19 protein-coding genes are annotated in these 20,345 nt (G+C 67.3%); 18 read left to right on the top strand and 1 reads right to left on the bottom strand.

Features of this window, described 5'->3' with window-relative positions; all coding sequences use genetic code 11:
- The first annotated feature begins 98 nt into the window (after window positions 1-98).
- The 13 genes from aldR to htpG all read left to right on the top strand — a co-directional run bounded on the left by aldR (window position 99) and on the right by htpG (window position 14,633).
- Complete coding sequence (aldR, locus tag G6N08_RS18510) at window positions 99-614, top strand: HTH-type transcriptional regulator AldR (protein WP_163759742.1); 516 nt, start codon at window positions 99-101, stop codon at window positions 612-614.
- 96 nt (window positions 615-710) lie between these two features.
- The gene (locus tag G6N08_RS18505) at window positions 711-1,196 is read left to right on the top strand and encodes a hypothetical protein (RefSeq protein WP_163759739.1); all 486 of its coding nucleotides are present in this window, start codon (window positions 711-713) and stop codon (window positions 1,194-1,196) included.
- A 5-nt stretch (window positions 1,197-1,201) separates the two neighbouring features.
- Window positions 1,202-1,939: a 4-hydroxy-tetrahydrodipicolinate reductase gene (gene dapB / locus G6N08_RS18500; protein WP_163759736.1), complete on the top strand. Its 738-nt coding sequence runs from the start codon at window positions 1,202-1,204 to the stop codon at window positions 1,937-1,939.
- Window positions 1,936-2,394 carry a tetratricopeptide repeat protein gene (locus G6N08_RS18495; protein WP_163759733.1) on the top strand — a complete coding sequence of 153 codons (459 nt, stop codon included), beginning with the start codon at window positions 1,936-1,938 and terminating at the stop codon, window positions 2,392-2,394. Before dapB ends, G6N08_RS18495 begins: the two co-directional genes overlap by 4 nt.
- On the top strand, window positions 2,387-2,842 hold the full coding sequence (locus tag G6N08_RS18490; RefSeq protein ID WP_163759730.1) for a flavodoxin family protein: 456 nt from the start codon (window positions 2,387-2,389) through the stop codon (window positions 2,840-2,842). The genes G6N08_RS18495 and G6N08_RS18490 overlap by 8 nt, the downstream gene beginning before the upstream one ends.
- Before the next feature lie 20 nt (window positions 2,843-2,862).
- Window positions 2,863-4,446, top strand: a complete 1,584-nt coding sequence (locus tag G6N08_RS18485; protein WP_163760884.1) for a class I adenylate-forming enzyme family protein — start codon at window positions 2,863-2,865, stop codon at window positions 4,444-4,446.
- 13 nt (window positions 4,447-4,459) lie between these two features.
- Complete coding sequence (locus tag G6N08_RS18480; protein WP_163760882.1) at window positions 4,460-7,645, top strand: acetyl-CoA carboxylase family protein; 3,186 nt, start codon at window positions 4,460-4,462, stop codon at window positions 7,643-7,645.
- Window positions 7,646-7,657: 12 nt separating this feature from the next.
- On the top strand, window positions 7,658-8,479 hold the full coding sequence (locus G6N08_RS18475; protein WP_163759727.1) for an SDR family oxidoreductase: 822 nt from the start codon (window positions 7,658-7,660) through the stop codon (window positions 8,477-8,479).
- Window positions 8,476-9,249 (top strand): SDR family oxidoreductase, encoded by a 774-nt coding sequence (locus G6N08_RS18470; protein ID WP_163759724.1) that lies wholly within the window; start codon window positions 8,476-8,478, stop codon window positions 9,247-9,249. The genes G6N08_RS18475 and G6N08_RS18470 overlap by 4 nt, the downstream gene beginning before the upstream one ends.
- Complete coding sequence (locus tag G6N08_RS18465; protein ID WP_163759721.1) at window positions 9,250-10,278, top strand: phosphotransferase family protein; 1,029 nt, start codon at window positions 9,250-9,252, stop codon at window positions 10,276-10,278.
- 12 nt (window positions 10,279-10,290) lie between these two features.
- Entirely contained in the window at window positions 10,291-11,502 is a 1,212-nt protein-coding gene (locus tag G6N08_RS18460) for an acyl-CoA dehydrogenase family protein (protein ID WP_163759719.1), read from the top strand.
- Complete coding sequence (locus G6N08_RS18455) at window positions 11,499-12,611, top strand: acyl-CoA dehydrogenase family protein (RefSeq protein ID WP_163759716.1); 1,113 nt, start codon at window positions 11,499-11,501, stop codon at window positions 12,609-12,611. Before G6N08_RS18460 ends, G6N08_RS18455 begins: the two co-directional genes overlap by 4 nt.
- A gap of 78 nt (window positions 12,612-12,689) precedes the next feature.
- Entirely contained in the window at window positions 12,690-14,633 is a 1,944-nt protein-coding gene (gene htpG / locus G6N08_RS18450; RefSeq protein WP_163759712.1) for a molecular chaperone HtpG, read from the top strand.
- A gap of 65 nt (window positions 14,634-14,698) precedes the next feature.
- Here the strand turns inward: htpG and G6N08_RS18445 are convergent, their stop codons facing one another.
- On the bottom strand, window positions 14,699-15,442 hold the full coding sequence (locus G6N08_RS18445; RefSeq protein WP_163759710.1) for a dienelactone hydrolase family protein: 744 nt from the start codon (window positions 15,440-15,442) through the stop codon (window positions 14,699-14,701).
- Between the two features lie 42 nt (window positions 15,443-15,484).
- Here G6N08_RS18445 and G6N08_RS18440 point away from each other — a divergent pair, with 42 nt between their 5' ends.
- From G6N08_RS18440 to G6N08_RS18420, 5 genes are all read left to right on the top strand, one after another.
- On the top strand, window positions 15,485-16,285 hold the full coding sequence (locus G6N08_RS18440; RefSeq protein ID WP_163759707.1) for a thymidylate synthase: 801 nt from the start codon (window positions 15,485-15,487) through the stop codon (window positions 16,283-16,285).
- The gene (locus tag G6N08_RS18435; protein WP_163759704.1) at window positions 16,282-16,767 is read left to right on the top strand and encodes a dihydrofolate reductase; all 486 of its coding nucleotides are present in this window, start codon (window positions 16,282-16,284) and stop codon (window positions 16,765-16,767) included. Before G6N08_RS18440 ends, G6N08_RS18435 begins: the two co-directional genes overlap by 4 nt.
- A 111-nt stretch (window positions 16,768-16,878) precedes the next feature.
- Window positions 16,879-17,631 carry an FAD-dependent thymidylate synthase gene (gene thyX, locus G6N08_RS18430; RefSeq protein ID WP_163759701.1) on the top strand — a complete coding sequence of 251 codons (753 nt, stop codon included), beginning with the start codon at window positions 16,879-16,881 and terminating at the stop codon, window positions 17,629-17,631.
- Between the two features lie 120 nt (window positions 17,632-17,751).
- Window positions 17,752-18,654, top strand: a complete 903-nt coding sequence (gene dapA / locus G6N08_RS18425; RefSeq protein WP_163759698.1) for a 4-hydroxy-tetrahydrodipicolinate synthase — start codon at window positions 17,752-17,754, stop codon at window positions 18,652-18,654.
- A gap of 7 nt (window positions 18,655-18,661) precedes the next feature.
- Window positions 18,662-20,338, top strand: coding sequence for a ribonuclease J (locus G6N08_RS18420; RefSeq protein ID WP_163759695.1), 1,677 nt, complete (start codon window positions 18,662-18,664; stop codon window positions 20,336-20,338).
- Window positions 20,339-20,345: the final 7 nt, after the last annotated feature.

Genomic DNA, 20,345 nt, shown 5'->3' with positions numbered 1-20,345 from the left:
GACCGCTCCTGGCAGGCTCCATCAAAGATTCACTCCCAGTCTGAAGAAAGTTCGAGCGGCCAGCAACTAACGTGGAGATAATTTTATACACTTCCGAGATGGCCGGTTATTCTACGGAATATGACGGTAGCGCGACCGGGTCGCCGAAGAATCTTCGGCCGGTCGATCTTGATGACGTGGATCGCAAGATTCTCAGTGTGCTGCACGATGATGCGCGTATCACCAACAACGCACTGGCCGACACGGTCGGTATCGCGCCGTCAACGTGTCATGGCCGTGTTCGGCGGCTGCTGGACCTCGGTGTGATCCGCGGGTTTTACACCGACATCGACCCGGTCGCAATCGGATTGCCGCTGCAGGCGATGATCTCGGTCAACCTGCAATCCAATGCGCGTGGAAAGATCCGCAGTTTCATTCAGGAGATCCGGAACAGGCGGCAGGTCATCGACGTGTATTTCCTGGCCGGTCCCGATGATTTCATCCTGCATGTGGCCGCCCGCGACACCGAGGACCTGCGGTCGTTCGTGGTCGAAAACCTCAATGCCAACGCCGACGTGGCGGGAACCCAGACGTCGCTGATTTTCGAGCATCTCCGCGGGGCGGCACCACTGTAGCGAAGGCAGAGCCCCACCGGAGGTCGACGGGGAGGTTGCGGGCAGCCCGCAGCGCGAGCCGGCACACCGGTCCGCATCGTCGCCGGGCGTATTCAGATGGCCCGGCTCCTCCTCGGACCTCCGGTCCGCATCGTCGCCGGGCGTATTCAGATGGCCCGGCTCCTCCTCGGACCTCCGGTCCGCATCGTCGCCGGGCGTATTCAGATGGCCCGGCTCCTCCTCGGACCTCCGGTCCGCATCGTCGCCGGGCGTATTCAGATGGCCCGGCTCCTCCTCGGACCTCCGGTCCGCATCGTCGCCGGGCGTATTCAGATGGCCCGGCTCCTCCTCGGACCTCCGGTCCGCATCGTCGCCGGGCGTATTCAGATGGCCCGGCTCCTCCTCGGACCTCCGGTCCGCATCGTCGCCGGGCGTATTCAGATGGCCCGGCTCCTCCTCGGACCTCCGGTCCGCATCGTCGCCGGGCGTATTCAGATGGCCCGGCTCCTCCTCGGACCTCCGGTCCGCATCGTCACCGGGCGTGCTCAGATGGCCCGGCTCCTCCTCGGACCTCCGGTCCGCATCGTCACCGGGTTAGGGTGAGGCGTATGCGGGTAGGAGTGCTGGGAGCCAAGGGCAAAGTCGGATCGACGATGGTGCGGGCTGTACAGGCCGCCGAAGACCTGACACTTTCCGCCCAGGTCGACGCCGGTGATCCGCTGAGCCTATTCACCGAGAGCCATACCGACGTAGTCATCGACTTCACCCACCCCGACGTTGTCATGGATAACCTGAAGTTTCTGATCGACAACGGGATTGATGCTGTGGTGGGCACCACTGGCTTCACCGATGAACGGCTGCAGCAGGTGCGCTCCTGGCTGGCCGCCAAACCCGGAACCGCCGCGCTGATCGCGCCCAACTTTGCGATCGGAGCGGTGCTGTGCATGCATTTCGCCAAACAGGCCGCGCCGTTCTACGACTCAGTCGAAATCATCGAACTGCACCACCCGCATAAGGCCGACGCCCCGTCCGGCACCGCCCTGCGTACCGCCAAGCTGATCGCTGAAGCGCGAAAACAGTTACCGCCCAATCCCGATGCCACCACCGTCAGCCTGCCCGGCGCGCGCGGCGCCGAGGTCGACGGCATCCCGGTGCACTCGGTGCGGTTAGCCGGACTGGTCGCGCACCAGGAGGTGCTGTTCGGCATGGCAGGGGAGACACTCATCATCCGCCACGACAGCCTCGACCGCACCTCCTTCGTGCCGGGTGTGCTGATGGCGGTGCGGCGCATCAGGGAACGTCCGGGTTTGACAGTGGGCCTCGAACCCCTGCTCAACCTGCGATGACCAGGACGGTGCGGACCCAGCTGCTGGTCGCGGTCATGTGCGCGGCGCTGCTGGTGTACCTCGTGCTGCTGACCCGCATCGCCGTCGCCATGATCGGCTCCGGCCGGGGTGTGGCCACCGGCCTGGGGGTGGCGCTGCTGGCCCTGCCGGTAATCGGGTTGTGGGCGATGATCGCCACCCTGCGTGCCGGGTTCACCCACCGCAGGCTGGCCCGACTCATCGCAGAAGAGGAAATGGAACTCGATATCAGCGCGCTGCCGCGACATCCCTCAGGGCGTCTGGACACAACCGCGGCCGATGCGCTGTTCGACTCCGTCCGCACCGAACTGGAAGCGCACCCCGAGGACTGGCGGCGCTGGTACCGCCTGGCCCGCGCCTACGACTACGCCGGGGACCGCCGCCGCGCGCGGGAAGCCATGAAGAAAGCCGTCGCGTTGCAGGAAACCCATGAGTAAAACGCTGCTGGTCGTCCACCACACCCCGTCGCCGACCACCCGCGAACTCCTCGAAGCCGTGCTGGCCGGTGCGAACGACCCCGAGATCGATGGTGTCGACGTGGTCGTGCGACCTGCGCTGGCGGCGACCGTGCCGGACATGCTCCACGCTGACGGGTACCTGTTCGGCACGACGGCCAACCTCGGTTACATGTCCGGCGCGCTCAAGCACTTCTTCGACACCGTGTACTACCCGAGCCTGGATCACGTGGCCGGCCGGCCCTACGGTCTGTGGGTACATGGCAATAACGACACGGTGGGCGCGGTGAGCGCGGTGGACAAGGTGGCCACCGGGCTGTCCTTGACCAAGGCCGCCGACGCGCTGGAAGTGATCGGCGCACTCGATGCCGCGATCCGTGCGCGGGCCTACGAGCTGGGCGGCACGCTGGCTGCGACGTTGATGGAGTGAGAGGAGCGGCAATGACCGCGATGCCCGATCGCCCGGCTCCGGCGCGGGCCCAGCCCGCATCATCGTCGGGCAGAACTCTTGTCACCGGAATCCCGCGCAGCCACAACCCTTTCGCGGCGACGGGAGTAGCACGTGATGTGCACGGCATCCCGCACTACCAGCAGCTGCCGGCCACCTTGGTGGAGATGCTCTCCGAGCAAGTCCGGCAGCGTCCGGACAGCGAAGCCGTGGTCGAACTCGGTGCCGGGCGGTTGAGTTACCGGCAGTTGTGGGACCGCGCCGCCCGGGTCGCCGGCGGACTGCGCGCCGGTGGCCTGTCACGGGGCGAGCGTGTCGGCGTGCGCTATCGCGCGGGACTCAACTGGGTGCTGGCGTTCTGGGGCACGGTGATGGCCGGCGGCATTGCGGTGCCGGTCAATACCCGATCCGCCCAACCGGAGGTCGAGTTCATCCTTGGCGATGCCGGTGCCCGCGTGGATTTGGCTCCGGACACTCCGCTGCCTTATGGCGAGCCGTATGTGGACGACGCGGCTGAGCGCGGCGACGTTGCCGCGCTGTTCTACACCTCGGGCACCACCGGACGGCCCAAAGGCGTGCCGACGACCCATGAGGCGTTCTTGACCAATGCGGAGAACATGCTGCGCTGTCTCGGGCAGCCACGAGATCTGGGTGAGCAGTACCGCACGCTGATCTCGGTTCCGCTGTTTCACGTGACCGGCTGTAACTCGCAGCTGCTGGTCTCCGCCTATGTCGGCGGGACATCGGTGATCATGCCCGCACTGGATCTGCCGAAACTGATCGCCGTGCTACCCGAGGAGCGGATCTCGTCGCTGGTGACCGTTCCGGCGGTGTACTCTTTGCTGCTGCGCCACGACGATTTTGCGGGCGCCGACCTCTCCGGGGTTCGTTGGGTGGGTTACGGAGGCGCGCCGATCGCGCCGTCCTTGGTGACGTCGGTGAAAAACGCGTTTACGCACGCCGCCGTCTTCAACGGCTACGGCATGACCGAGACCGCGTCGCTGATGACGGTGCTGCCCGACGGCGAGGCCGTCGAACACGCCGACTCGGTCGGTTACGCGGTTCCCTCCGTGGATCTGGGCGTGGTTCCGTTGGGGGGCGACGCCGGTGTGGGTGAGCTGGTGGTGCGCGGCGCCAACGTCACCGCCGGCTACTGGAACCGGCCGGAAGCCACTGCCACCACAATCGTCGACGGCTGGCTGCACACCGGGGACGTTGTCCGCGTCGACGACGCGGGACGGGTGCACCTCATCGACCGGCTCAAGGACATCATCAACCGCGGCGGCGAGAACATATCCAGCGTCGAGGTCGAAGCCGTGCTGCTGGCCGCCCCGGGTGTGGCGGACGCGGCCGTGCTCGGTGTGCCCGACGAGGTCATGGGTGAGAAGGTCGGCGCGGTGCTCTACGGCGGCCAGCGGCAGATCGACGTGGCTGCAGTGCTGGAGCATTGCCGCCGGCAACTGGCCGATTTCAAAGTCCCGCAATACGTCACGGTGGTCGGCGAACCGCTGCCGCGCAACGCCGGCGGCAAACTTCTCAAGGGCCGGCTGCGCGAACAAGTGCACTGGGGTGAGCCGCTTCGATGACTCGGGCGACGTGATGACGCTGCTGATCGCCAACCGCGGCGAAATCGCGCTTCGGGTTATCGGCACGGCGACCGAACTGGGCATCCGCACCGTCGCGGTCTACGCCGAGGATGACGCCGACAGCCCGCACGTGCACGCCGCCGACGAAGCGATCGGTCTACCGGGCGAAGGCCCGCCCGCTTATCTCAATCACGCTGCCATCCTGGGGGCGGCCACGAAGTCCGGCGCGGCGCTGATCCACCCCGGCTACGGCTTCCTGAGCGAGAACGCCGAATTCGCCCGCGCCTGCGCCGCCGGCGGGTACACGTTCGTCGGCCCGGACGCTGACCTGCTGGAGCTGCTCGGTGACAAATCAGCAGCCCGCCGCGCGGCGGCCGCCGCCGGGCTGCCGGTGCTGGCGGCGACCGAGGGCCCCAGCAGCATCGAGGATGTCCGCAGGTTCTTCGCCGCACACCGCAGCGGCATCATGATCAAGGCGCTCGCCGGCGGCGGCGGACGCGGCCTGCGGACCGTGCGCCGCGCCGGGGAGATCGACGACGCTTATCGCCACTGCTCGGCGGAGGCGCAACTCGGCTTCGGTGACCCCGCGGTGTTCGCCGAGGAGCTGCGCACCGCGGCCCGCCACATTGAGGTGCAGGTCGTCGCCGATGGCACGCGCGCGCTAGCACTGGGGGACCGTGACTGCAGTATTCAGCGGCGCTACCAGAAGCTCATCGAAATCGCTCCGGCGCAAAAGCTTTCCGCAACACTGCGCCGAGACCTGCACCGAGCGGCGGCCCGGCTGTGCGCGCACGTTGGCTTTCGCGGGCTGGCCACGGTCGAATTCCTGGTCACCGACGGCGAATACGTGTTCCTCGAGGTCAACCCACGAATCCAGGTGGAACACACCGTTACCGAGGAGGTCACCGGTCTGGACCTGGTCGCGGTGCAGCTGGCCGTCGCCCGCGGTGCCACATGGGAAGAACTGGGCTTGCCCAGCGGAATCATCGCCCGCGGCACACACATCACGGGCGAACCCACGGCAGCACACGGCATCGCAATCCAGTGTCGGGTCAACACCGAGACCGTCGACACCGACGGGTCGGTGTTTCCCGCCGCGGGCATCCTCACGGCGTTCTCGCCACCGACCGGAGCCGGGGTGCGGGTGGACACCTATGGCCGGCCGGGTCTGACGGTGAGCGCGCGCTACGACTCGCTGCTGGCCAAAGTGATCACCCATACGCGCGGGGCATCGTTCGCAGCGGCGCTGCGCAAGGCCCGAACCGCGCTGGCTGCGTTCAGCGTGGACGGGATTCGCACCAACCTGGGGCTTTTGCGGGAGCTTTTGTCCGACAGTGCGCTGCAGTCCGGCGCTGTGCCGACCAGTTTCGTCGACGCGAAGCTTCCCGAGCTGGCCGCTGCGGCGCTGTCCCACCAGCGAGCGCCCGCCCCCATCGTCCCCGAGCTCTACCCCGGTGAGGAGGTGCTGCGCGCGCCGATGTCCGGCACCGTCGTCGAGGTCGCAGCCGAAGGCTCCGACCTCGACGCCGGCCGGCAGCTGCTGGTGTTGGAGGCGATGAAAATGCAGCACGTCCTCGCCGCACCCGGCGCGCTGCGCACGGTGCGCAACCTGGTCGCACCCGGGCAGGTGGTGGGCACCGGCGACCCATTGATGGTGTTCACCCGCACCGGCGGCGGTGCCGCAGCCGAGTCGGCCGCGGAGCTTGACCTGGACCGGCCGCGAGCTGACCTCGACGAGGTGCGCCGCCGCCACCTGCTCACCCTCGACGAAGGCCGGCCCGACGCAGTAGCCAAGCGCCACCGGCACAATCGCCGCACTGCGCGGGAGAACATCGCCGATCTGGTCGACCCCGGCAGCTTCATCGAGTACGGTGCGCTGGCGATCGCGGCCCAGCGCAGCCGCCGCTCGGAGGACGATCTGATCGCGCACACGCCCGCCGACGGCCTGGTCGCCGGCCTGGCGAGAATCGGTGGAGCCGAAGCGGTCGTCCTGTCCTACGACTACACCGTGCTCGCCGGCACCCAAGGCGTGCGCAACCACGCGAAAACCGACCGTATCTTCGACCTGGCCGCCCGCAAACAGCTGCCGGTGGTGCTTTTCGCCGAAGGCGGCGGCGGCCGTCCCGGCGACACCGACGCCGGCAATGTAGCCGGACTGGGTGTCCCGACATTCCGGGCGCTGGCGGCACTCAGCGGCCAGGTGCCGCTGGTGTCGATCGTGTCCGGGCGCTGCTTCGCCGGCAACGCGGCCCTGGCCGGCATCTGCGACGTGATCATCGCCACACCCGACGCCAATATCGGCATGGGCGGTCCGGCGATGATCGAAGGCGGGGGACTGGGCACCTACCGGCCCGAGGACATCGGACCCATCGAGGTGCAGCGGCGCACCGGCGTGGTCGGCCTGGTCGCCCGCGACGAAGCGCACGCGGTGCGCCTGGCCAAGCGCTACCTGGCGTACTTTCAAGGCAGCGTCGACGGTTGGGAGGCGCCCGATCCGCGGCTGGCCCGGCATGTGGTGCCGCAGAACCGGTTACGCGCCTACGACGTGCACCGGGCGATCGAATCCATCGTGGATGTCGGGTCGGTTTTAGAGCTGCGCCCCGACTACGGTGTCGGGGTGGTGACCGCGCTGGTCCGCGTGGAGGGCGTCGCCTACGGGCTGCTGGCCAACAGCGGTCACCATCTCGGCGGCGCCATCGACCCCGATGCGGCGGACAAGATCGCCGACTTTTTCCGTGTGTGCCAATCTTTTGGGTTGCCGCTGGTCTCCCTGTGCGACACGCCCGGGTTCATGGTCGGCCCGGATGTGGAAAGAGAAGCCGCGGTGCGGCGATTCAGCCGGTTGTTCATCCTCGGTGCGCGGCTGACCGTGCCGCTGGGAATGATCATCCTGCGCAAGGGTTACGGGTTGGGCGCAATGGCCATGGCCGGTGGCTCTTTTCACGCGCCGCAGTTCACGGTCGCCTGGCCCACCGGGGAGATCGGCGGGATGGGGCTCGAAGGCGCGGTGCGGCTGGGCTTCAGCAAGGAGCTGGCCGCCGTCAGCGATCCGGTCGAGCGGCAAAAGCTCTTCGACCGGCTGGTTGAAGCGGCCTACCAGCATGGCAAGGCGCTCACTTCTGCCACTACCTTTGAGCTCGACGACGTGATCGACCCGGCGGACACCCGGGCGTGGATCACGCGGTTGGCCGGTCGCTGAGAGGATTTTCGCGTGAAAGTCGACAACAGGGTCGCCGTCGTCACCGGCGGCGGCGCCGGCATCGGCGCGGCGTTGGCCGTCAAACTGGCACACGCAGGCGCGCGGGTCGTCGTCGCCGACCTCGATAGCGGCGCGGCGGCGGCAGTGGCCGAGGCGATCAACCGGGCGAGTTCCGGCGCGGCTGTCAGCGCGGGCGCTGATGTGTCGGCCACCGTCGACATCCAGCAGCTGATCCGCCTTGCGGAGAACGAATTCGGGCCGGTGGACCTTTATTTCGCGAACGCCGGCATTACCGGCAGCACAGGCCTGGACGTCAGTGAGACCGATTGGGACCGAAGCCTCGACGTCAACCTGCGCGCACACATCCGCGCCGCACAACTGCTCGTACCCGGCTGGATCGAGCGCGGGCAGGGTTATTTCGTGAGCACCTCCTCAGCGGCCGGCCTGCTCACCCAGCTCGGCTCGGCCACCTACTCGGTGACCAAGCACGCGGCCGTCGGCTTCGCCGAATGGCTGAATATCACTTACGGCGACAAGGGAATCCGGGTCAGTTGCCTATGCCCAATGGGAGTGAACACGAAACTGCTGTACTCCGGATCGAAGTCCGGTGACCCGCTGGGTGATCTCGCGACTCGAGCGGTCACCGCCGCGGGTGACGTGCTGGAGCCGACCGTGGTCGCCGACACCGTGTTGGAGGCCATCGACGACGAGCGCTTCTTGATCCTTCCGCACCCGGAAGTGCTGGACATGTACCGTCAGAAGGCCGCCGATTACGACCGGTGGCTGCGCGGCATGCGCCGCTATCAGCGCAGCTTGTTAGGAGACCCGCGATGACGTCAACAGATCTCACCGGCCGCACCGCGATCGTCACCGGCGCCTCGCGGGGAATCGGGCTGGCCATCGCCCAGCAGCTGGCCGCCGCCGGGGCCAATGTGGTGCTGACCTCCCGCACGCAGGAAAACGCCGATGCGGCCGCCGCGCAGGTCGGCGGTAACGCGCTCGGGGTTGCCGCGCATGCGGCCGAAGATGTTGCCGCGCAACGCTGTATCGATACCGCCCTGGACCGCTTCGGCAGGGTGGACATCCTGGTCAACAACGCGGGAACCAACCCCGCCTTCGGTCCGCTCATCGAGCAGGACCACGCCCGCTTCGCCAAAATCTTCGACGTCAACCTGTGGGCGCCGCTGCTGTGGACCTCGCTGGCGGTCAAGGCGTGGATGGGTGAACACGGCGGCGCGATCGTCAACACCTCCTCCGTCGGCGGCATGCACGTGGCGCCCAACCTTGGTCTGTACAACGCCTCGAAGGCCGCCCTGATCCATGTCACCAAGCAACTGGCGCTGGAGCTTTCACCCCGCATCCGGGTCAACGCGATCTGTCCGGGTGTGGTGCGCACCAGGCTGGCCGAGGCACTGTGGAAGGACTACGAGCAGGTGCTCTCGGCGTCGACGGCGCTGGGCCGGATCGGGGAGCCTGTCGACGTGGCGGGTGCGGTGGCGTTCCTGGTCTCGGATGCGGCCAGCTGGATCACCGGCGAGACCTTGGTGGTCGACGGGGGCCAGCTGCTCGGTGATGCGCAGGCGTTCCGGACGGCAACCGGGTAAATGACCGGCGCCGTCGTCGGGATCGATCCGGTGGCCGTCACCGGCTGGATGAAACAGCTCGGAATCGGGTTCAGCGGCCCGCTGCGCTTCGAGCGCATCGGGCTCGGGCAGTCGAACCTCACCTACCGGGTGCGCGACGCCGACGACCACAGCTGGGTGCTGCGCCGTCCGCCGCTGGGCCAGTTGTTGGCGTCGGCGCACGACGTGGCACGCGAAGCGCGGATCCTGTCCGCGCTGGCCGACACTCCGGTGCCCACGCCCCGGGTGTACGGGTTGACCCGGGACGTCGACGGTGTGCCGCTGCTGTTGATGGAATACGTCGACGGCCTGGTGGTGGACCGCATGTCGATCGCCGAATCGCTCACCCCGCAGCGACGTCGCCAGATTGGGTTGTCACTGCCGAAGACCCTGGCCGCGATCCACGCCGTCGACCTGGCCGAGGTGGGTCTTGACCAGCTGGCCAGCCACAAACCCTACGCGCAGCGCCAGCTCAAACGCTGGGCCGGGCAATGGCAGTTGTCGAAAACCCGGGAACTGCCCGAGCTCGACGAGCTGACCCGGCGGCTGGCCGCCGCGGCACCGCAGCAGCAGGAGCTGACGCTGGTACACGGCGATTTTCACCTGCGCAACGTCATCACCTCGCACAGCAGCGGAGACGTGATCGCCGTGTTGGACTGGGAGCTGTCCACACTCGGGGATCCGCTGGCCGACATGGGCAGCCTGCTGGCGTATTGGCCGCATCCCGGCGAGCAGGACTGGGCCGGAGATTTCGCCGCCGCCGCGCTTCCCGGTTTCCCGGACCGCGCCGAGATGACGCAGGTCTACCTGGCCGAAACCGGGCGCGACGCGGCAACCCTGAAATACTGGCATGCGTTGGGGCTGTGGAAGGTCGCCATCATCGCCGAGGGTGTGATGCGCCGCGCCAGGGACGAACCCCACAACAAAGCGGTGGCCGGCACGCCGACCGTGCGCCGGATCGATGCCCTGGTCCGCAAGGCCCGGGAGGTGGCCGACGCCGCTGGTATCTGAACGGAGGCCGACATGAGCATCGACGGGCACGACGTCGCGGCGGACCTGGACGCACGGGTCGCCGCGCTGATCAAGCAGCACGACCCGGCCACCACCGATCCGCGGGAGTTTCTGGGTGCGCGCTTCGACGCGGGGCTGGCCTGGGTGCACTTTCCGCGGGGCTGCGGTGGGCTCGAGCTGCCGCGACGTTTTCAGGCCCGCGTCGAAGCCCAGTTGGCTGCGGCGGACGCACCGCCACCCGGCCTGGGCAGGAACGTCATCGGCATGGGCATGGCCGCGCCCACGATCGCCGCGTTCGGGACCGAGGAACAGAAGCGAAAGTTTCTGCGGCCGCTGTACACCGGTGAGCACATCTACTGCCAGTTGTTCAGCGAACCGGGCGCCGGCTCCGATCTGGCCGGGCTGGCGACCCGCGCGGTGCGTGTCGGCTCGGACAAAGATGGGGACTGGATTGTCAACGGCCAGAAGGTGTGGACGTCGATGGCCCAGCACGCGCAGATGGCCATCCTGCTTGCCCGCACCGATCCCGCCGTTCCCAAACACCAAGGCCTGACGTACTTTCTGTGCGATATGACCGTCGGCGGCGTCGACATCCGGCCGCTGCGGCAGATCACCGGTGAAGCCGAGTTCAACGAAGTGTTCCTCACCGACGTGCGGGTGCCCGACGCCAACCGGCTCGGCCCGGTGGGCGGCGGCTGGAAGGTGGCGACCACCACGCTCAACAACGAGCGAGTGGCCATCGGTTCGCGGCCGGGTGTCCCGAGGGAAGGCGGGATGATCGGCAAGGTCACCGAAGCGTGGCGGGCCGAGCCGGCGCTGCGCAACCCCGCGATGCACGACGAGCTGATGCGGCTCTGGGTGGAATCGGAGGTCGCCCGGCTGACCGGTGAGCGGCTGCGCCAGCAGCTGGCGGCGGGGCAGCCCGGGCCGGAGGGCGCCGGGATGAAGATCACCTTCGCCCGCCTGGCCCAGGCGATCTCGGGATTCGAGATGCAACTGCACCGCGAATCCGGGCTGTGCTACGACGACTGGACAATGCGCAGACCCGAAACGGTCGACCTCATCGGCCGTGGACCCGGATATCGCTACCTGCGCGCCAAAGGCAACTCGATCGAAGGCGGCACGTCGGAGATCCTGCGTAACACCCTCGCCGAGCGGGTTCTCGGGCTACCGCCGGAACACCGCGTCGACAAGGACATTCCCTGGAAGGACCTGGACCGATGACTGCCGACCTGCTCTACTCCGACACCGAAGAAGCGCTACGCGACAGCGTTCGGCGCTTACTCGCCGAGCGGTGCCCGCCGGAGGCGGTCATGCGCCTGTATGACGATGCGCCACCGGACTTTTCCGATGTCTGGAAGCAGTTGGCGGCAGATCTGGGGGCGGCCGGGCTGCTGGTACCCGAACAGCTCGGCGGCGCCGGCGCCAGTGCCCGCGAGGCCGCCGTGGTGATGGAGGAGATCGGCCGGGCCGTCGCGCCGGTGCCGTATCTGTCCAGCGCCGTGCTGGCCACCGTCGCGTTGCTGCGCGCCGGGGAGACCGAGACGCTGGCGCAGCTGGCCAAAGGGGCGTCCACCGCGGCGCTGGTGGTGCCGCTCTCGACCGCACCCGGCGACGTGGTGGGCGGCGTCAGCGCCGGCGACACCGGCCTGACCGGACAGGTCAGCAACGTCGCGGGCGCAACCACAGCCGATGTCCTGGTGGTGCCGGCCGTCGGCTCCGACGGGCTGCAGTTGCATACCGTCCCCCGCAGCGCAGCCGGTGTCGACGTCTCGCCGGTGCTGGCGCTGGATATGACCAGACCGCTGGCGCACGTGCGGTTCAGCGCAGCCGCGTCATCGCGCGTCGACACCGGCTCGGCCGGCACGGCGGTGACGGCGGCGCTGGAGACCGGTGCGGCGTTGCTGGCCTCCGAGCAGCTCGGGGTCGCGCAATGGTGTTTTGACACCACGCTGGGCTACGTCAAACAGCGCAAGCAGTTCGGGCGGGCGATCGGCTCGTATCAGGCGATCAAGCACCGGCTGGCCGATCTGTGGCTGGAAGTCGGTTCCGCGGCGACCGCAGCCCGCTATGCCGCCGACACCTGCGCCCGCGGCGACGAGGACGCCACCATCGCCGCGGCCCTCGCGCAGGCCTACTGCAGCGATGCGGCCGTGCACGTCGCCGAGGAGTGCATCCAGCTGCACGGCGGCATCGGCATGACCTGGGAATACCCGGCGCACCTGTATCTCAAGCGCGCCAAAAGCGACCAGTTGGCGTTCGGCACCGGCTACCGGCATCGCGCCCGGTTAGCCGAGTTGGTCGACCTGCCGGTGTCATCGGCGAGCGGGTGAACACCGGCATCGCGCTGACGGGTCACCGACGACGCGGCGATAATGTTTCCGTTATCGGAACGGAGGTAGCCCAATCAGATGACCGTGCACGCGGAACAGCGGGAGTTTCAGGCGGAGGCGCGCCAACTGCTGGGTCTGCTGGTCCATTCGGTGTACGCCAACAAGGATGCGTTTTTGCGGGAGTTGATCTCGAACGCCTCCGATGCATTGGACAAGCTGCGCTTGGAAGCGCTGCGGGACAAGGACTTAGACGTCGACACCTCCGATCTGCACATCGAGATCGAGGCAGATAAAAAAGCACGCACCCTCACCGTTCGTGACAACGGCATCGGAATGACGCGCGAGGAGGTTGTGGACCTGATCGGCACACTCGCCAAGTCAGGTACCGCCGAGCTGCGTCAGAAATTGCGTGAGGCCAAGCAGGCGGCCGCCTCCGAGGAACTGATCGGTCAGTTCGGCATCGGTTTCTACTCGACGTTCATGGTGGCCGACAAGGTTGAGCTGCTCACCCGCAAGGCGGGCGAAAGCGTGGCGACCCGGTGGGTGTCCAGCGGTGAGGGCACCTACACCATCGAATCCGTCGACGATGCGCCGCAGGGGACCTCGGTCACGCTGCACCTCAAGCCCGAAGACGCCGAGGACGAGCTGCACGACTACACCGCGGAATGGAAGATCAGGCAGCTGGTCAAGAAGTACTCCGACTTCATCGCCTGGCCCATTCGGATGCAGGTCGAACGGCGTACCCCGGCCGCGAAAGAAGGTGACGAGGACGGCGGTGACGAGCAGGTCACCCTCGAAACCGAGACCCTCAACTCGATGAAGGCGCTGTGGGCCAAGTCCAAAGACGAGGTCAGCGACGAGGAGTACAACGAGTTCTACAAGCACATCGCCCACGCCTGGGACGACCCGCTGGTGGTCATCCCGATGAAAGCCGAGGGCACCTTCGAGTACCAGGCCCTGCTGTTCATCCCGTCGCACGCCCCGTTCGACCTGTTCACCCGCGACGCCAAGATCGGGGTGCAGCTGTATGTCAAGCGCGTGTTCATCATGGGCGACTGTGACCAGCTCATGCCCAGATACCTGCGCTTTGTCAAAGGAGTGGTCGACGCACAAGATATGTCGCTCAACGTTTCCCGCGAAATGCTGCAGCAGGATCGGCAGGTCACGGCGATCCGCCGGCGGCTGACCAAAAAGGTGCTCTCGACGATCAAGGAGCTGCAGTCCGAGCGGCCCGAGGACTACCGCACGCTGTGGACCCAGTTCGGGCCGGTGCTCAAAGAGGGCCTGATATCAGACCTGGACAACCAGGACACGCTGCTGCGCATCTGCTCGTTCGCCTCAACCCACAGCGATGAGCAGCCCACCACCCTCACCGAGTACGTCGAGCGCATGAAAGACGGCCAGCAACAGATCTTTTACGCCACCGGCCAGTCGCGTGAACAGCTGCTGAACTCGCCGCACCTGGAGGCGTTCCGGGCCAAAGGCTATGAGGTGCTGCTGCTCACCGACCCGGTCGACGAGATCTGGACGGGATCGGTGAGCGAGTTCGACGGCAAACCGCTGCAGTCGGTGGCCAAGGGCGAGGTGGACCTCGACTCCGAAGAGGAAAAGAAGGCCCACGAGGCCGAGCGCCAGCAGCAACAGCAGGAGTTCGCCGACCTGCTGAGTTGGTTGAAGCAGACGTTAAGCGATCACATCACCGACGTGCGGCTGTCCAGCCGGCTGACCGAGTCGCCGGCCTGCCTGATCACCCCCACCTTCGGGTTCACCCCGGCGCTGGCGCGTATGTACCGGGCTTCCGGGCAGCCGGTTCCGGTGAGCAAACGAATCCTCGAACTGAACCCGAAGCATCCGCTGGTCACCGCCCTGCACCAGGCGCACAAAACCCGCCCCGACGATACCGGGCTCGTCGAGACCGCTGAATTACTCTACGGCACTGCCCTTCTCGCCGAGGGTGACGTTCCCGAGGATCCGGCAAAGTTCGCCGGACTGCTGGCGGACCGGCTCGCGCGCACGGTGTAACCCGCAGCGCCGCTGAGAGCGGGCGCAGCGGCCGTCTCAGCTGTGGGCGCCGGCAGGCCGGCGGGCTACCGGGGCAGCTTCGTCCCGAAGAATTCCCGCATCGCCGCCCAGTGCCGATCGGCTGCGGCGGCGTCGTACACCAGGTTGTCCGGCACCGCGAAACCATGCTCGGCGGGATAGGTCTCGATGGTGTGCTCGACGCCGGCCGCGGTCAGCGCTTTGTCGAGCTGTTCGGCCTGCTCAGGCGTGAACGACCCGTCGTTGATGGCCCCGGCCACATACACCGAGGCCTGGATGTTGTCGGCCAGCAGGTGAGGGCTGTCGGGTTTGTCGGTCGCCAGCCCGCCGCCGTGAAATGACGCGGCCGCAGCCACCCGATCCGGAACCCGCCCGGCCACCACCAGCGACGTCCGCCCACCCATGCAATAACCGGTGGTGCCGAACCGCTCGCCGTTGACCTCCGGGCGAGCGGCCAGGTAGTCGAAGAACGCGCCGGCGTCGCGGGCCATCATGTCCGGGGTGACACTGCCGATCATCGACATCAGCCGGTTGCGCTCGGCGGTGTCGCTGAACGCGGTGCGCATGTCAAACGGCGCCCAGTCGCCGTGGCGGTAGTAGACATCGGGCAGCAATACGGCGTAGCCGAACCCGGCCAGCTTGGCGGCCATCTGGTAGAAGGTGTCGCGCACCCCGCCCGCGTCGGGATACATGACGACGCCGGGCCACGGGCCTTCGCCGCTGTCCGGGGTGAACAGGCGCACCGTGCAGGTGCCATCGGCAGTGGTGATGGTGTCAGTGATGTTCGGCATGCCTACCGTTCTACTACGCGCACGTCGCCGTAAGCTGAGGGCGTGCCCATCCCCACGCCGTACGAGGATCTGTTGCGGCTGGTCCTGGAGCGGGGCACACCCAAAGCCGACCGCACCGGCACCGGGACCCGCAGCCTTTTCGGCCAGCAGATGCGCTACGACCTGTCGGCCGGCTTCCCGCTGATCACCACCAAAAAGGTGCACCTCAAATCGGTGATCTACGAGCTGTTGTGGTTTCTGCGGGGTGACTCCAACATCGGCTGGCTGCATGAGCACGGCGTCACCATCTGGGACGAGTGGGCGTCCCCCACAGGCGATCTCGGGCCCATCTACGGTGTGCAGTGGCGGTCCTGGCCGACCCCGTCGGGGGAGCATATCGACCAGATCAGCGCGGCGCTGGAACTGCTGCGCACCGACCCGGATTCGCGGCGCATCATCGTGTCGGCGTGGAACGTCGGCGAGCTTTCGCGCATGGCGTTGCCGCCGTGTCATCTGCTGTTCCAGTTCTACGTCGCGGAGGGCCGGTTGAGCTGTCAGCTGTATCAGCGCAGCGCCGACCTGTTCCTCGGCGTACCGTTCAACATCGCCAGCTACGCGCTGCTGACCCACATGATGGCCGCCCAGGCCGGACTCGGCGTCGGCGAGTTCATCTGGACCGGCGGCGACTGCCACATCTACGACAACCACGTCGAACAGGTGTGCCTGCAGCTCAGCCGCGAACCGCGGCCCTACCCAGAACTTGTTCTGGCGCACCGTGATTCGATCTTCGACTACACCTACCAGGACATCGTCGTCAAAAACTACGATCCGCATCCGGCGATCAAAGCACCCGTCGCGGTATGAAGGTGGGGCTGATCTGGGCGCAGTCGACATCGGGTGTCATCGGCCGCGGCGGCGGTATCCCGTGGCGGCTGCCCGAAGACCAGGCCCGCTTCAAGGCGCTCACGATAGGCCACACCGTGGTGATGGGGCGGGGCACCTGGGAGTCGCTGCCCGATCGCGTGCGCCCGCTGCCCGGCCGGCGCAATGTCGTGCTGTCCCGCCGCGCTGACTATGTGGCCGACGGCGCGGAGGTGGTGGGAACCCTGGGTGAGGCGTTGACCGATGGGGAGACCTGGGTCATCGGCGGCGCACAGATTTATGCGCTGGCGATGCCGCTGGCCACCCGCTGCGAGGTCACCGAGGTCGGTATCGACCTGCCCCCCGAAGACGGCGACGCCCTGGCCCCGGCGCTCGACCCCACCTGGGTCGGTGTGACGGGGGAGTGGCGGGTTAGCAGCAGCGGGCTGCGCTACCGGTTCGTCAGTTACCGGCGCGCCGCGTGAGCCGGCGGTCCCATGGTGCGCCCGATGGCCTCTACCCGCATACGGATGCGTGTCCGACCACGCTGAGCCGAGCAGCGGCACCTGGGCCAACCGCCCGCTATGGTGAGCGTCGTGGCCGAGACCGCGGCACTGCGCGTGCAGTTGATCGCCAAGACCGAATTCCTGGCACCCCCGGACGTGCCCTGGAGCACCGACGCCGACGGCGGTCAGGCGCTGACCGAATTCGCCGGCCGCGCCTGCTATCAAAGCTGGTCCAAGCCCAACCCGCGCACAGCCACGAACGCGTCTTATATCAGGCACATCATCGACGTGGGGCATTTGTCGGTGCTCGAGCATGCCAGCGTGTCGTTTTACATCACCGGCATCTCGCGATCCTGCACCCACGAGCTGATCCGGCACCGGCACTTCTCCTACTCACAGCTCTCCCAGCGCTATGTGCCGGAACGTGACTCGCAGATCGTCGTACCGCCCGGCATGGACGACGACCCGGAACTGCACGAGATCCTGGCCACGGCCGCCGACGCCAGCCGCGCCGCCTACACCGAACTGCTGGCCAGGCTGGAAGCCAAATTCGCCGACCAGCCCAATGCCGCCCTGCGCCGCAAACAGGCCCGCCAGGCCGCCCGCGCCGTGCTGCCCAATGCCACCGAAACCCGCATCGTGGTGACCGGCAACTACCGTGCCTGGCGGCATTTCATCGCGGTGCGGGGAAGCGAGCACGCCGATGTGGAAATCCGGCGGCTGGCCATTGCGTGTCTGCGCCAACTCAGCGCCGTCGCACCCGCGGTGTTCGCCGATTTCCAGATCACCGCACTCGCTGACGGCACCGAGATCGCCACCAGTCCGCTGGCCACGGAAGCCTGAGACGCCGCGGCCGTCGGTCGAGCGTGCGCAGATGTTCCGCCGCCGCGGCGTGTCGGTGCGCCAACACGCACGCTCGCGCGGTGGTCGGGCGGCTTGAACCTGCCAGGTAGCCTTAGCGTCGTGAGCACCGTCGGATTCGACGCCCCGGCCCGCCTGGGCACACTGCTGACCGCGATGGTGACTCCGTTCGGCGCCGACGGCTCCCTGGATACCGCCGCCGCAACGCGGCTGGCCAACCACCTCGTCGACTCGGGCTGCGACGGCCTGGTGGTGTCCGGCACCACCGGTGAATCACCCACCACCACCGACGAGGAGAAGCTGCGGCTGCTCCGTGCTGTGCTGGAGGCGGTCGGTGACCGCGCCCGGGTCATCGCCGGCGCGGGTACCTACGACACCGCGCACAGCGTCCGGCTGGCGATGGCGTGTGAGGCCGAAGGGGCGCACGGTCTGCTGGTGGTCACGCCGTATTACTCCAAACCGCCGCAGAGCGGGCTGATCGCGCATTTCACCGCTGTCGCCGACGCCACCGCGCTGCCGGTGCTGCTCTACGACATCCCACCCCGTTCGGTGGTGCCGATCGCACCGGAGACCATTCGCACCCTGGCGTCGCACCCGAACATCGTCGCGGTCAAAGACGCCAAGGGCGACCTGCACACCGGCGGCCAGCTCATGGCCGAAACCGGGCTGGCCTACTACTCCGGTGACGATGCGCTGAACCTGCCCTGGCTGGCAATGGGTGCTACCGGCTTTATCAGCGTCATCGCTCACGTCGCCGCGGGTCAGCTTCGGGAGATGTTGTCCGCCTTCAGTTCCGGCGATGTCGCAACCGCCCGCAAGATCAACCTTGAAGTCGGCCCGCTCTGCGACGCGATGAGCCGGCTCGGTGGTGTGACGATGGCCAAGACGGGGCTGAGGCTGCAGGGCATCGACGTCGGCGATCCACGGCTGCCGCAGATGCCCGCGACACCTGAGCAAATCGACGCGTTGGCCGCCGACATGCGCGTGGCCTCGGTGCTTCGGTGAGCCGCAGGTGAACGACGACCTCGCTCCGCCAGGCCCTTTGACCCCCGGCGGGTTGCGAGTCACCGCGCTGGGCGGTGTCAGCGAAATCGGCCGCAACATGACGGTTTTCGAGCATCTGGGCCGGCTGCTGATCATCGACTGCGGGGTCATGTTCCCCACCCACGATGAGCCCGGTGTCGACCTGATCTTGCCGGATCTGCGCCACATCGAAGACCGCCTCGATGACGTCGAGGCGCTGGTGCTCACCCACGCGCACGAGGACCACATCGGGGCGGTCCCGTTTTTGCTCAAGCTGCGGCCCGGCATCCCGGTCGTCGGCTCGAAGTTCACCCTGGCGCTGGTCGCCGCGAAATGCCGTGAACACCAAATCAAACCGGTATTCGTCCAAGTCGCCGAGGGTCAGCGCAGCACGCACGGGGTATTCGAATGCGAATACTTCGCCGTGAACCACTCCGTCCCCGACGCGCTGGCCGTCGCGGTGCATACCGGCGCCGGGACCGTCTTGCACACCGGTGACATCAAACTCGACCAACTCCCGCTCGACGGGCGCCCCACCGACCTGCCCGGTATGTCCCGCCTCGGTGACGCCGGGGTGGACCTGTTCCTGTGCGACTCCACCAACGCCGAGATCCCCGGTGTCGGTCCATCGGAAAGCGACGTGGGCCCCACCCTGCACCGGTTGATCAGAAGCGCCCAGGGGCGCGTCATCGTGGCCTGTTTCGCCTCCCATGTCGACCGCGTGCAACAGATCGTGGACGCCGCCGTGGCGCTGGGGCGCCGAGTGTCGTTCGTCGGTCGGTCGATGGTGCGCAACATGGGCATCGCGCGAGAGCTCGGCTTTTTACGGGTCGAGGATTCCGACCTGGTCGACATCGCCGCCGCCGAGCTGATGCCGCCCGAGCGGGTGGTCTTGATCACCACCGGCACCCAGGGCGAGCCGATGTCGGCGTTGTCGCGCATGTCACGCGGCGAACACCGCAGCATCACGCTCACGTCCGACGACCTGATCGTTTTGTCCTCGTCGCTGATCCCCGGCAATGAGGAAGCCGTCTACGGTGTGATCGACGAGCTGTCCAGGATCGGTGCCAGAGTCGTCACCAATCAGCAAGTTCGCGTCCATGTTTCAGGGCACGCCTATGCCGGTGAGCTGCTGTTTTTGTACAACGGGGTGCGGCCGCGCAACGTCATGCCGATCCACGGCACCTGGAGGATGTTGCGGGCCAATGCGAAGCTGGCCGCTCGCACCGGAGTTCCGGAAGAGTCAATCTTATTGGCGGAGAACGGTGTCAGCGTGGACCTGATCGCCGGTAAAGCCCGCATCGCCGGGGCGGTGCCGGTGGGCAAGATGTTCGTCGACGGTCTGATCACCGGTGACGTCGGCGACATTACGCTGGGAGAACGGCTCATCCTGTCCTCGGGTTTCGTCGCGGTGACCGTGGTGCTGCGCCGCGGCACCGGGTTACCGGCAGCTGCGCCGCACCTGCATTCGCGTGGTTTCTCCGAAGACCCCAAGGCACTGGAGCCGGCCGTGCGCAAAGTCGAGGCTGAGCTGGAATCGCTTGCGGCCGAGCATATCACCGACCCGGCGCGGATCGCCCAGGCGGTGCGCCGCGCGGTCGGCAAGTGGGTCGGCGAAACCTACCGCCGCCAGCCGATGATCGTGCCGACCGTGATCGAAATCTGAAGCGGTC

The sequence above is a fragment of the Mycobacterium botniense genome (assembly GCF_010723305.1).
Lineage (GTDB): Bacteria > Actinomycetota > Actinomycetes > Mycobacteriales > Mycobacteriaceae > Mycobacterium > Mycobacterium botniense.
The sequence above is the reverse complement of the archived record's forward strand: the minus strand, read 5'-3'. Positions and strand labels throughout refer to the sequence as shown.